This window comes from Campylobacter armoricus (genome assembly GCF_013372105.1).
Taxonomy (GTDB): Bacteria; Campylobacterota; Campylobacteria; order Campylobacterales; family Campylobacteraceae; genus Campylobacter_D; species Campylobacter_D armoricus.
Genome location: NZ_CP053825.1, coordinates 151,569 through 163,140 on the forward strand (window position 1 = coordinate 151,569; position 11,572 = coordinate 163,140).

Genomic DNA, 11,572 nt, shown 5'->3' on the forward strand with positions numbered 1-11,572 from the left:
AATGGAAGAAAATTCTAAAAATAACATAAGAGCTTTTGTTTATGCAATTTTAATTTATTTTTTTGTTGTTTTTTTAGTATTTTTTAAATTAATTGAGTTTAAAACCAAAGCTGTTGAATATACTGATGATCCTAATAGTTTTATTAATATTGAAATTGGAGATAATATTAATAAAAATCAAGTAAATATGATACAAGAATTGCAAAAAGAGAATTTGCAAAATTTATTCGAAGAAAATATTTTACAAAAATATACCACAAATAAGAGTGTAAATACTCAAGATATTGAACAGCAAGCTAGTGTTTTTGATGAATTATTTGGAAAAATAGAAGATTATCAAGAAGAAAAAACTACAAAAGTACAATCTTCAATGCCATCAAAAAAACCTATTTTTACACAAAGGGAAAAAATTAATGATTTTTCAAAGCAGTTAAATGAAAATTTGCAAATTAATCAAGAATTAGGTCAATCTTTAATGGAACAAAAAATAGGTATCTATGATCAATTTTTGGGAGCTGTAAGAAAATACCTTGAAGATAGATGGAGAATTTACAATCCTAGCGGGAATTTAAGTATAGAAGTAGAATTTGTAATAGATAATAATGGGTGTTTTTACCTGCTAAATGCTACCAGTGCATATAGCGATAGTTTTGATAAAAAAGTAAAAGAATTTTTGCAAAATTTAGAAGGAAAGTATATAACTTTACCTCCAAATGGTAAAATAATAAAAATCAAAATGCAGCTTAGTGATGTAATTGAGTTTAAAACGGAGAAGTGATGAAAAAAATATTGATGTTATTATTTTTTTGTTCGATATTATTTGGACAAGATGCGACAATTTCTGTTGTAAATAAAGGTATACAATTGCCTAAAATTTATATTAAAGATCAATCCAAACTTAATGATTTAGATCTTAAAAAAAGTTTTTATAATATGCTATCTAATGACATTAAAGTAAGTTCAAATTTTGAATTAATCCAAGATGAAAAGCAAAGTGATTATATTTTTTCTTATACTTTAAATAAGAATGGAAAACTTTTAGATATTGATGTAGAAATTTTAGCTGCAGGTGAAACTAAAACAAGATTTTATGAACAAATTTTATCTATAGAGGAATATCCTTTTTTAGCACATAAAAGTATTGTTCAAATGGTAAAAAAATTAGGCTTTGCACCAGTTGATTGGATGGATCATAAAATTTTAATAGCTAGAACTCAAGGTAATAAACAAAGCGATATTTTATTAGCTGATTATACTTTAACCTATCAAAAAGTATTAATTTCAAAAGGTTTAAATCTATTTCCTAAGTGGGCAAATAAAGAACAGGATGCTTTTTATTTTACAGCTTATGAAGATGAAATTCCAACACTTTATAAGTATAATATAAAAAATAAGAATATTATAAAAATCATTTCAAGTAAAGGCATGATAGTTGCTTCTGATGTTAGTGATGATGGTAAAAAAATACTTCTTACTATGGCGCCAAAAGATCAGCCAGATGTATATTTATATGATATAGGTACAAAAAATCTTATACAAATTACAAACTATACAGGAATTGATGTAAATGGTAATTTTGTAGATAATGATAAAAATATAGTCTTTGTATCCGATCGCTTGGGTTATCCAAATATTTTTATGCAAAATATGGATTCTAATTTAACACAGCAAGTAGTTTTTCATGGTAAAAACAATTCTTCGGTTTCTACTCATAAACATTATATGGTATATTCTAGTAGAGAAGCAAATCAAAGAGGGGTTTTTAATCTTTATTTAATGTCAACGCAAAGTGATTATATAAGACAGCTTACTGCAAATGGAAAAAATCTTTTTCCAAGATTTTCTAGTGATGGAGAAAGTGTAGTTTTTATTAAATACTTAGGCTCACAAAGTGCTTTGGGTGTGATAAGGATTAATGCAAATAAAGCATTCCATTATGGTTTAAAAGTTGGAAAAATTCAATCAATTGATTGGTAAGATATAAAAATATCATTTTTTTTGTTATAATTAAATATTATTTTTAATAAAAAAGGGGAAAGTAATGAAAAAAATCATTTTTGCTTCAATTACTGCGTTTGCTGTTATTGTCAGTGGTTGTGCTACAAAAAATACAAGTGTAAGTAGCTCAAGTAGTGTTGATAGTTCTAAAGGAAGTGGTGGTTCAGATAGATTTGAAAATCTTGAGTCTTTAAATTCTATTGCTAATGTGTATTTTGATTTTGATAAATTTGATGTTAGAAAAGATATGCAAAAAGTAATTGCTAATAATGCAGAAATATTTAATAAAGAAGCTTCTAATGCTACAATTGTAGTTGAAGGAAATTGTGATGAATGGGGAACTGATGAATATAATCAAGCTTTAGGATTAAAAAGAGCAAAATCAGTAAAGGAATCTTTAGTTGCTCAAGGTGTTAGTGCGGATAGAATTAGCGTAAAAAGTTATGGTGAGACTAATCCTGTATGTACTGAAAGAACTAAAACTTGTGATGCACAAAATCGTCGTGCAGAATTTAAATTAGCAAAATAAGCTTTATAATAATGAAAAAAAAATTATTATCCGTAGCTCTTTTGGGAGCTACTTTTTTATATGCTGAAATTTCAGCATTTGATGCAGGAAAAGTAGATACAAAAACACCTTATGGATTAACTCAAAATGAAAAATTACAATATGAAAATCAAGAACGATTAAAAGCTTTAAATGAATACTATACTAATTTAACTAGCAAATTAAATACCGCAATAGAAAATATAGAAGGCTTACAAAGTGTAACAGAAGGTTTGAATGTTCAGTATTCTAAAGTTAATACAAAATTATTTTCATTAGAAGAAAATCATCAAAATTTCGATACAAATATTACTCATGAAATTCAAAATTTGAGAGCTTATGTAGAAGAAAATAGACAAATTCAAGAAAAAAATCATCAAGAAATCCAAAAAATACTAAGTGAAATTACAACTTTAATTAATAAAATTAATGATGATTATGCATCTAAAGAAGATATGAATCAAAGTATAGCTTTTTTTCAATCAGAAATAGCTAAGGTGCAAAATCAAGCAAATGCTTCTAAAATTATTCCTATAGTTAATGATATGAATAAAACTCAAGAAAATATTCAAGAAGTAAATACAACGAATGTAGAAATAATTGAAAAAAAAGATGATAGTTGGAAAAAATTACAATCTAGTGAAATTTTACAGCAAGCAATTGTTGAAACGAATAAAAATCAATTTGAAAATGCAAAAGAAAAATTTGAGCATTTAATTAGCATACACTATAAACCGGCAAGATCTACATTTTGGCTTGGAGAAATTAGATATAAACAGCAAGACTATGCCGGAGCTTTGGGATTTTATAAAAAAAGTTCAGCTATAAGTACAAAAGGTGATTATGTCCCAAAATTGCTTTACCATACTGCTATTAGTTTAGATAAAGTTGGAGATACTAAAAGTGCTAACAAATTTTATAAAGCACTAAAGACAGCATATCCTGATAGTCCTGAAGCAAAAGCTTCACCAGATAGAAAATAATTTAAGAGAGGATTTATAAAAAATGGCTATAGAAAAAAATAGTGTAGTTTCAATGTTTTACGAGTTAAAAGATGCAAATACAAATGAAGTTTTAGAGTCAAATATCTATGCTGAACCTATTTCTTTTATTTTAGGTAAAGGTCAAATTTTAGAAGGATTGGAAAATGAAATTCAAAAACTTAATGCTCCTTGTAATGCTGATATCATAATAAAAAAAGAAAATGCTTTGGGTGAGTATGATGCAAATGCTTTGCAAACTTTACCAAAAGAGCAATTTGCTGGAATTGATTTACAAATTGGTATGGAGCTTTTTGGTGAAAGTGAAGATGGTAATACTGTCAGAGTTATAGTTAGAGAAATTACTGAGAATGAAGTTACCATTGATTATAATCATGCTTATGCGGGGAGAGATTTACTATTTTCACTAAATATTGTAGATGTAAGAGCTGCAAGTGAAGATGAAATTTTAACAGGAATAATTGCAGGTAGTAGAAGTTGTGGATGTGGCGGTGGAGGACATCATGATCACCATCACGGACATGGTGGCGGTGGATGTTGTGGTGGCCATGGAAATGGTGGTGGTTGCTGTGGAGGACACCATCATTAATGAATAGTGTATTTATTTTTCCAGGACAGGGCTCCCAAAGTGTTGGAATGGGACTTAGTTTTTATGAAAATTCATCTAAGGCAAAGAAATTGCTAGATCATGCTAGTGAATATTGTAAAATTGATTTTAAACACTTGCTTTTTGAGAATAATGAAGATTTAAACAAAAGTGAATTTACACAAATGGCTATTGTGCTAAATTCATTAATGGCTTATGAAGCTTTAAGAGAACAAATTGATATAGAAGCGAAGTTTAGTTTGGGTCATTCATTGGGAGAATTTAGTGCTTTAGCGACGCAAGGTGCATTTGATTTTTTAGATGTAATTGCGCTTGTTAATAAACGCGGCCAATTTATGCAAGCGGATTGTTCTAAAATTGAAGCTGGTATGATGGTAGTTTTGGGACTTGAAGATAAAATTGCAGAAGAAATTTGTCAAAAAGCATTTAATGATGGAAAAAAAATTTTTGCAGCAAATTATAATTGTGATGGACAAATTGTATTAGCAGGTTTAAAACCTGACTTAACTACTTATGAAATCGAATTTAAAAATGCTGGTGCAAAAAGAACTATGCTTTTAAATATGAGTGTTGCAAGTCATTGTCCGTTATTGAAAAATGCATCTTTAAAACTTACAAAAGAATTGGAACTTGTATTAAAAGATAATTTTAAGAGTGTGGTTTCAAATGTCAATGCTAAAGCATATAGTGATAAAAATCAAGCTTTGAAGCTTTTAAGTGAGCAACTTATTAGACCTGTTCTTTATAAACAAAGCATCGAGGCAATAGATGATGAAGTAGATTTTTATATTGAATTTGGTGCAAGTGTATTAAAGGGTTTGAATAAAAAAATTACTAAAAAGGAAACTTATGCTTTAAGTAAGATGGAAGATATTGATGAAATTTTAAAGGCGATTAAATGAAAATAGCTATTTTAGGAGCTATGCCTGAAGAGGTTACTCCTTTATTAGAAACATTAAAAGAATATCAAGCAATTGAATATGCAAATAATACTTATTATCTTACAAAATATAAAAATCATGAATTAATCATTGCTTATTCTAAGATAGGAAAGGTTAATTCTACTCTTAGTGCAACTATTATGATAGAAAAATTTAAAGCAGAACTTTTACTTTTTACAGGTGTTGCTGGAGCTTTTAATCCCAGTTTAGAAATAGGTGATTTAATCTATGCTACAAAATTAGTTCAATATGATTTGGATATTACAGCTTTTGGACACCCATTAGGTTATGTTCCTGGTAATAAAATTTTTATAAAAACAGATGAAAAATTAAATAATCTTGCTTTAGAAGTGGCTAAAGAGCTTGGCATTAGATTACAATCAGGTATTATTGCTACAGGTGATGAATTTATTTGTGATGAGAATAAAAAGTCAAAAATTAGAGAAATTTTTAATGCAGATGCTTGCGAAATGGAAGGGGCTAGTGTAGCTTTGGTGTGTGATGCTTTGAAAATTCCTTGTCTTATTTTGAGATCAATGAGTGATAAAGCGGGTGAAAAGGCTGAATTTGATTTTGATGAATTTGTAGAAAAATCAGCACAAATTTCGGCTAATTTTGTTTTGAAAATTTGTGAGAAATTATGATAAATCTTAGCAAAAAATTAATAAGAGAAGTTGCAAAAGCAAATGCTAAATTTTCTTTAATAAAAGATAATGATAAAGTCTTATTAGGACTTAGTGGTGGAAAAGACTCATTGGCTTTGGCACATCTTCTAAAGCGTATGCAAGTACATGCGCCTTTTAAATTTGAACTTAAAGCGGTAACTTTAAGTTATGGTATGGGTGAAGATTATACTAAACTTCATAACCACTGCAAAGAATATGGTATTGATCATGAGGTGATTGATTCTAATATTTATGAAATTTCAGGTGATACTATTAGAAAGAATTCAAGTTTTTGTAGCTATTTTTCAAGAATGAGACGAGGTGCTTTATATACCTATGCTTTAGAAAATAATTTTAATAAATTAGCTATAGCGCATCATTTAGATGATGCTGTTGAAAGCTTTTTTATGAATTTTATATATAATGGCTCTCTTAGAAGTTTAGCTCCAAAATATAAAAGCAAAAGAGGGGTAGAGGTTATTCGTCCTTTAATTTTTGTAAGAGAAAGACAATTAAGAGAAAATGCTATTACTAATGAATTAGAAGTAATTGGCAATGAATTTTGTCCTGGTATGAAATTAAGTGAAAAAAATGTTAAATTTCCCCATGCAAGAGAAGAGGCTAAACAGCTTTTAGCAAATTTAGAAAAAGAAAATCCAAAATTATTTACAAGTTTAAAAACTGCATTTGAAAATATCCATACAGATAGTTTTTTTGTGGTCAAGGATAATGGCTAAGCTTTTAGTTGTTGTTGATTATCAAAATGATTTTATTGATGGTAGCTTGGGCTTTGAAGAAGCTACCAAGATAAAAGATAATATTCTTACTCTTTTAAAAAATCATCAAGGTGATATCGTTTTTACTTTCGATACACACGATGAGAATTATTTAAAGACTCAAGAGGGAAAAAATTTACCTATTTATCATTGTATTAGAGATACTCTAGGTTGGAAAATGTCAAGTGATTTTGATGTGTATTTAGAAAAAGCAAAAAAAATCTTTTATAAGAATGCTTTTGGTAGCTTAGAATTAGCTAATTTTTTGAAAGAAAACTATTATGAAAGTATAGAATTTTGCGGTCTTGTTTCGCATATTTGTGTATTTAGCAATGTTATTTTAGCTCAAAGTGCAACTCCTAATTCTAAGATTACTTTATATAAAAACGCTACTGCAAGTTTTGACAAGCAACTGGAAAAAAGTGCTTATGAAATATTACAAGCTTATGGTGTAAAACTTTTATAAATGCAAGGATTTATTTTACATACTCAAAGTGTAAAAGATGAAGATTTGATTGTCTATCTTTTAAGTGCTAAAAAAGTTATTAAAAGTTATAGATTTTATGGCATGAGGCATTCTAATATTTTAAGTGGTTATAAAATAGATTTTGAGTTGGAAGAAAATTCTAGGTTTTTACCTAGATTAAAAGATGTTTTACATATAGGATTTTCTTGGATTTTAGATAGAGAAAAAATGTATTTTTGGCAAGAATTTATCAAACTTTTTTATTGGCATTTGAAAGATATTGAAGAAATTGATAAATTCTATTTTGAACTTTTGGAAGATTGTTCTAAAAGATTTGAAAAACAAGACTGCAAACGCGTGATTGTAGATGCTTATTTAAAGATTTTAAATCATGAAGGGCGTTTGCATAAAGAGTTTAATTGTTTTTTATGTGATGGGCGTATAAAAGAAAATGTGGTTTTAATAAGAGCTTTCTTACCTGCACATAACAATTGTTGTTTTGGTTATGAATTTAAAATTAATGATGTTTTGCAATTTTATGAAAGTTTTAATTCATCGCATTTTAACGATGAATATATTGATAAATTATATAAAATTATCAAAGAGGGTTTTTAAGAGTAAAATCATACATCATAATAGCCTCTTGTCTTAATCTCGCAATAATATTTTGTGTATCAATGCGACTATTTTTTATAATATTTTCTTTACTATTTTTAATATCTTCTAGTAAATTTCCAAGTTGTTTTTGAGAATTTTCCAAACAAGTGTTGATACATTTTGGTTGTTCTTGTTTTAAAATTTCTTCAAAATTTAAACTTTGATTATTAAGCTTTGAAGCATATGCTGCTAGATTATTTGCACTTGTTCTAATGCCACCTAATGATTTGTAAATCCCTTTTGAATTGATATGAGCTGCCATGAACCTTCCTTGTTTTATGGTATCTCTTCATTCATATTGCTTGATATCTTACAAGCAAAAATCATTCCTTATTGAAAAAATCATGAATATACTTACGCATTAATTCTATATCATTAATACGATTAATCTGATCTCTAAAATTTGAAGCATCTTCATAGCCTTTAGAGTATTCATGTAAATGTTTTCTAAATATACTTATACCTTGTTCTTTGTAATGTTTTACCATTTCTTCAAAATGTGTAAATATAATTTTATTTTTCATGGTTTTGTCAATTTTTTTACCATGCTTAATTTCATAAAATATCCAAGGTTTTCCAATACTTGCGCGTCCTATCATCAAAGCATCGCTTTTAGTTATCTCAAATACTTTTTTAGCATTTTCCTCATTTATATCTCCATTTGCTACTAAAGGAATTTTGATATTTTCTTTGGCTAACGCTATAGCTTCATAATCTGCATTTCCACTATACATTTGTTTTCTAGTTCTTCCATGCATGCTGATAAAATCAACCCCAGCATTTTCACAAGCTTTAGCTATAATGACAGGATTTTTTTTATCAAATCCTAGTCTTACTTTTACACTAGTTAATTTTTTATTGCTAGTTGTTTTTATGGTTTCTAAAATTTTTTTTAATTTATCAAGATCTTGCAAAAGCGCACTGCCTGCACACTGTTTGATGACTTTATTTACAGGACAACCACAATTAAAATCAATTCCATCTATAAAATCAAAATGATTTAGAATTTCTACTGCTTTTTGGATAATACTTTCATCAGATCCTGCAAGTTGAACTATATAAGGTTTTTCAAGTTCAGCTTTTTCTAGCATTTTAAGGGTTTTTGAACTCTCATATACTAAAGCATTAGAACTTATCATTTCACTAACTGTCACATCAGCTCCAAATTGTTTAACTAGATTTCTTAAAGGTAAATCTGAAAATCCAGCCATAGGAGCTAAAAATAAAGGTTTTTTGCTGAAATCTATCATTGTATAAAATTTTCAAGATTGATTTTTTTATTGTGTTCTCTTAAAAATAAAATAAGTCTAAAATCTTTATATTCATTTTGATCATTGCCAAGCTCGCTTAATAATTCATCATACATTCCAAATTCAGCCAATGTATAAAAATACGCTCTTAGAGCTTGAACTTGGTTGTCTTTTAATTTTTTATATAATGCAATTAAAATTTGAGGTTCTACTTTTTTGCAAAGAATTTTTGCAATTTTCATATATGTACTTTCATCTAGTATATTCATACTTAATAAAACTTCTATTTCTGCATGGTTTAATTCTATATTTTCATCTGTAAATCTATGAAAAATTAATAAAATATCATCTTGACTTTTTTGTATTTTAAGTGTTTTAATTTGATTATATGGTGCATTTTTTAATACCTGTTCGTAGGCAAATATTTCAAGTTCATTAGATAAGTTTTCTTTATTTTTAATAAAAGAAAAAGCATAATTACTATCTTTTTGAAAATGATTTTTTTCATTGTGTATAAAAAATTCGTTATTAGATTCAAGCTTGTATTTTTTTAAATCTACAAAATCATTATTTTTTAGTTGTTCAAAAATATCAATAATAGCATCTATTTTAGGATTTTGATTTTTCTCTTTAAAATATAATGCTTGTGTATTTTTTGCTATTTCTTGGAATTCTTGAGTTTTAAATTTTATTTTACTTATTTTTTTTAGAAAAATATCAATAATAAAATTTTCATAATTTTTGCTATCTTTGATAAGATTTTTATATTGTAAATGTTTTAAAAACCCATAAAAGCTCATATGTATTAATGCTAAAACCATTAATACAAAAGCAGGTAAAATGATCCATAAACTAATAGGTAGTGTTAATTCAAAAGAAGAAAGTATAAAAGTATAATTTCCTAAATTTAGATTATAGACTAAGGTTGCTACAATTAAAAGATATACAAAACTTGCAAAGAAAAATAATTTTATTTTCATAATTCTTTCCTTTTTTCTAAGTTCTCACGACAATTTATGCAGTATTTTGCATGAGGTTTTATTTTCAATCTTTCAGGGTGAATATTATCCTCACAATACTCACAAATACCATAAGTATTATTTTCTATTTTACTTAATGATTGTTTAATTTCTTCTAACTCGATTTTTAAATTTTCATTAATCTTAAAATCAATATGTGAGCTATTATCAATTTGCTGTAAATCAACTTCATCTCTGGGTTCGCTATCGTGTAAATTATGTATATTGTCTATATTACCTTGAAGCTGGTTTAAAATTTCTTTTTGTCTTTGGATTAAAATGTTTTTTATCTCACCTAAATTTAATTCTTGCATAAACGCTCCTATTTATGATATGGATGATTTGTATTAATACAAAATGCACGATAAATTTGCTCTAAAAGCATAGTTTTTGCAAATTTATGCACTAAAGTCATCTTGCTGAGTGCTATACTTGTATGCATTTGTGTGGTAAAATCTTGTTCAAATCCATAAGCACCACCAATAAAAAAAGAAATTTCATTTTTATCTTGGAGTAATTTTGCAAATTCTATACTTGTAAGCTCCTTGCCTTTTTCGTCTAATGCTATACAAAACCCTTTTTTGTAAGGGTTAAAGGCATTTGTATAAGATTTTTTAGCTTCTATTGCATTTGTGTTTTGTGCTAAAGCTACTTTATTATTGAAAATACATATATCATTAAAAATGCAAAATTTTTTAATGAGTTTAATGTAGTGTTCATTTATTTTGCTAAAATCATCTTTATTGTTTTTCTGAATGCTTAAAAGATTAATTTGCATTTTTAGTTTTTAGAAAAAAATCTTAAAAAATCTGCTATAAATTTTTTATGACTACTTCTTTCTACAATAGCATCAATCAATCCATGTTCGAGTAAAAATTCAGCCTTTTGGAAGCCTTCAGGTAAATCAGCTCCTATGGTTTGTTTAATCACTCTAGCTCCAGCAAAACCCACTAAAGCACCAGGCTCAGCTATGATAATATCTCCAAGCCAGGCAAAAGAAGCACTAACTCCACCCATTGTTGGATCTGTTAATACTGAAATATAAGGTAGTTTTTCCTCGGCTAATAATTTTAATGCGGCGCTAGTTTTACTCATTTGCATTAAAGAATAAGTACTTTCTTGCATTCTAGCACCACCGCTTGCACTTACTATAATCACAGGAGTTTTCTTTTCTATAGCTCTTTCTATAGCTCTAAGAATTTTTTCCCCTTCAACCGAGCCTAAACTTCCACCCATAAAAGAAAAATCAAAAACAACTAATTGTGTCTTAATTCCATCTATAGTGCATTCCCCGCTTATTGCGGCACTTTTTCTACCTGTTTTTTCTTCATTTTCTGCTAATCTTTTCTTATAGGATTTACTATCGACAAATTTTAACGGATCAACCGCGTGTAAATCTTTATCCATTTCTACAAAAGTATTTTCATCACTTAGCAACTCTATGCGTTTTAATGGAGAAAGTCTCATATGAAAATTACATTTAGGGCATACATTATAACAAGTTTCTATTTCTTTATAATACATTAATGCATGACAAGAATTACATTTAACCCAATGATTTGGTGCTTCACTTGGAGTTGATTGTTTGCGTCTTATACTAGAAAAAATATCTAAAAAATTCATTATCGCTACCTAAATATAAAAA

At 27.6% G+C, this 11,572-nt stretch carries 16 protein-coding genes; 10 read left to right on the forward strand and 6 right to left on the reverse strand.

The annotated features are described in order from the left end of the window. Nucleotide 1 precedes the first annotated feature (1 nt). The 10 genes from CARM_RS00855 (at nt 2) to recO (ending at nt 7,616) form a co-directional block, all read left to right on the forward strand. Nucleotides 2-778 (forward strand): TonB C-terminal domain-containing protein, encoded by a 777-nt coding sequence (locus CARM_RS00855; RefSeq protein ID WP_139426571.1) that lies wholly within the window; start codon nt 2-4, stop codon nt 776-778. Then, on the forward strand, nt 778-1,977 hold the full coding sequence (gene tolB / locus CARM_RS00860) for a Tol-Pal system protein TolB (RefSeq protein WP_139426570.1): 1,200 nt from the start codon (nt 778-780) through the stop codon (nt 1,975-1,977). Before CARM_RS00855 ends, tolB begins: the two co-directional genes overlap by 1 nt. 64 nt (nt 1,978-2,041) lie before the next feature. After that, nucleotides 2,042-2,527: a peptidoglycan-associated lipoprotein Pal gene (gene pal, locus CARM_RS00865; protein WP_139426568.1), complete on the forward strand. Its 486-nt coding sequence runs from the start codon at nt 2,042-2,044 to the stop codon at nt 2,525-2,527. Nucleotides 2,528-2,538: 11 nt separating this feature from the next. Continuing rightward, on the forward strand, nt 2,539-3,528 hold the full coding sequence (locus CARM_RS00870; RefSeq protein WP_139426566.1) for a tetratricopeptide repeat protein: 990 nt from the start codon (nt 2,539-2,541) through the stop codon (nt 3,526-3,528). A 22-nt stretch (nt 3,529-3,550) separates the two neighbouring features. Further along, complete coding sequence (locus tag CARM_RS00875) at nt 3,551-4,135, forward strand: FKBP-type peptidyl-prolyl cis-trans isomerase (RefSeq protein WP_139426564.1); 585 nt, start codon at nt 3,551-3,553, stop codon at nt 4,133-4,135. Then, the gene (gene fabD / locus CARM_RS00880; protein ID WP_139426562.1) at nt 4,135-5,055 is read left to right on the forward strand and encodes an ACP S-malonyltransferase; all 921 of its coding nucleotides are present in this window, start codon (nt 4,135-4,137) and stop codon (nt 5,053-5,055) included. The genes CARM_RS00875 and fabD overlap by 1 nt, the downstream gene beginning before the upstream one ends. Further along, entirely contained in the window at nt 5,052-5,738 is a 687-nt protein-coding gene (locus CARM_RS00885) for a 5'-methylthioadenosine/adenosylhomocysteine nucleosidase (RefSeq protein ID WP_139426559.1), read from the forward strand. The genes fabD and CARM_RS00885 overlap by 4 nt, the downstream gene beginning before the upstream one ends. Further along, on the forward strand, nt 5,735-6,496 hold the full coding sequence (locus CARM_RS00890; RefSeq protein ID WP_139426557.1) for a PP-loop family protein: 762 nt from the start codon (nt 5,735-5,737) through the stop codon (nt 6,494-6,496). The genes CARM_RS00885 and CARM_RS00890 overlap by 4 nt, the downstream gene beginning before the upstream one ends. Further along, on the forward strand, nt 6,489-7,001 hold the full coding sequence (locus tag CARM_RS00895) for a cysteine hydrolase family protein (RefSeq protein WP_139426555.1): 513 nt from the start codon (nt 6,489-6,491) through the stop codon (nt 6,999-7,001). Before CARM_RS00890 ends, CARM_RS00895 begins: the two co-directional genes overlap by 8 nt. Further along, entirely contained in the window at nt 7,002-7,616 is a 615-nt protein-coding gene (gene recO / locus CARM_RS00900; protein WP_139426553.1) for a recombination protein RecO, read from the forward strand. Here the strand turns inward: recO and CARM_RS00905 are convergent. From CARM_RS00905 to accD, 6 genes are all read right to left on the reverse strand, one after another. After that, a complete protein-coding gene (locus CARM_RS00905; RefSeq protein WP_139426551.1) occupies nt 7,600-7,920 on the reverse strand; it encodes a hypothetical protein in 321 nt (106 codons plus the stop codon). The two genes, recO and CARM_RS00905, sit on opposite strands and share 17 nt — an antisense overlap. A 61-nt stretch (nt 7,921-7,981) precedes the next feature. Continuing rightward, nucleotides 7,982-8,908 (reverse strand): tRNA dihydrouridine synthase, encoded by a 927-nt coding sequence (locus CARM_RS00910; RefSeq protein WP_139426549.1) that lies wholly within the window; start codon nt 8,906-8,908, stop codon nt 7,982-7,984. Next, entirely contained in the window at nt 8,905-9,888 is a 984-nt protein-coding gene (locus CARM_RS00915; RefSeq protein ID WP_139426547.1) for a hypothetical protein, read from the reverse strand. Before CARM_RS00915 ends, CARM_RS00910 begins: the two co-directional genes overlap by 4 nt. Beyond that, nucleotides 9,885-10,241: an RNA polymerase-binding protein DksA gene (dksA, locus tag CARM_RS00920; RefSeq protein WP_139426545.1), complete on the reverse strand. Its 357-nt coding sequence runs from the start codon at nt 10,239-10,241 to the stop codon at nt 9,885-9,887. The genes CARM_RS00915 and dksA overlap by 4 nt, the downstream gene beginning before the upstream one ends. 8 nt (nt 10,242-10,249) lie before the next feature. Next, nucleotides 10,250-10,705, reverse strand: a complete 456-nt coding sequence (locus tag CARM_RS00925) for a 23S rRNA (pseudouridine(1915)-N(3))-methyltransferase RlmH (RefSeq protein ID WP_139426543.1) — start codon at nt 10,703-10,705, stop codon at nt 10,250-10,252. A gap of 2 nt (nt 10,706-10,707) precedes the next feature. Further along, nucleotides 10,708-11,550: an acetyl-CoA carboxylase, carboxyltransferase subunit beta gene (accD, locus tag CARM_RS00930; protein WP_139426541.1), complete on the reverse strand. Its 843-nt coding sequence runs from the start codon at nt 11,548-11,550 to the stop codon at nt 10,708-10,710. Nucleotides 11,551-11,572 lie beyond the last annotated feature (22 nt).

Coding starts and splice junctions, on each gene's coding strand:
- CARM_RS00855 (WP_139426571.1), top strand. CDS start 2: ATGGAAGAAAATTCTAAAAATAACATAAGAGCTTTTGTTTATGCAATT.
- tolB (WP_139426570.1), top strand. CDS start 778: ATGAAAAAAATATTGATGTTATTATTTTTTTGTTCGATATTATTTGGA.
- pal (WP_139426568.1), top strand. CDS start 2,042: ATGAAAAAAATCATTTTTGCTTCAATTACTGCGTTTGCTGTTATTGTC.
- CARM_RS00870 (WP_139426566.1), top strand. CDS start 2,539: ATGAAAAAAAAATTATTATCCGTAGCTCTTTTGGGAGCTACTTTTTTA.
- CARM_RS00875 (WP_139426564.1), top strand. CDS start 3,551: ATGGCTATAGAAAAAAATAGTGTAGTTTCAATGTTTTACGAGTTAAAA.
- fabD (WP_139426562.1), top strand. CDS start 4,135: ATGAATAGTGTATTTATTTTTCCAGGACAGGGCTCCCAAAGTGTTGGA.
- CARM_RS00885 (WP_139426559.1), top strand. CDS start 5,052: ATGAAAATAGCTATTTTAGGAGCTATGCCTGAAGAGGTTACTCCTTTA.
- CARM_RS00890 (WP_139426557.1), top strand. CDS start 5,735: ATGATAAATCTTAGCAAAAAATTAATAAGAGAAGTTGCAAAAGCAAAT.
- CARM_RS00895 (WP_139426555.1), top strand. CDS start 6,489: ATGGCTAAGCTTTTAGTTGTTGTTGATTATCAAAATGATTTTATTGAT.
- recO (WP_139426553.1), top strand. CDS start 7,002: ATGCAAGGATTTATTTTACATACTCAAAGTGTAAAAGATGAAGATTTG.
- CARM_RS00905 (WP_139426551.1), bottom strand. CDS start 7,920: ATGGCAGCTCATATCAATTCAAAAGGGATTTACAAATCATTAGGTGGC.
- CARM_RS00910 (WP_139426549.1), bottom strand. CDS start 8,908: ATGATAGATTTCAGCAAAAAACCTTTATTTTTAGCTCCTATGGCTGGA.
- CARM_RS00915 (WP_139426547.1), bottom strand. CDS start 9,888: ATGAAAATAAAATTATTTTTCTTTGCAAGTTTTGTATATCTTTTAATT.
- dksA (WP_139426545.1), bottom strand. CDS start 10,241: ATGCAAGAATTAAATTTAGGTGAGATAAAAAACATTTTAATCCAAAGA.
- CARM_RS00925 (WP_139426543.1), bottom strand. CDS start 10,705: ATGCAAATTAATCTTTTAAGCATTCAGAAAAACAATAAAGATGATTTT.
- accD (WP_139426541.1), bottom strand. CDS start 11,550: ATGAATTTTTTAGATATTTTTTCTAGTATAAGACGCAAACAATCAACT.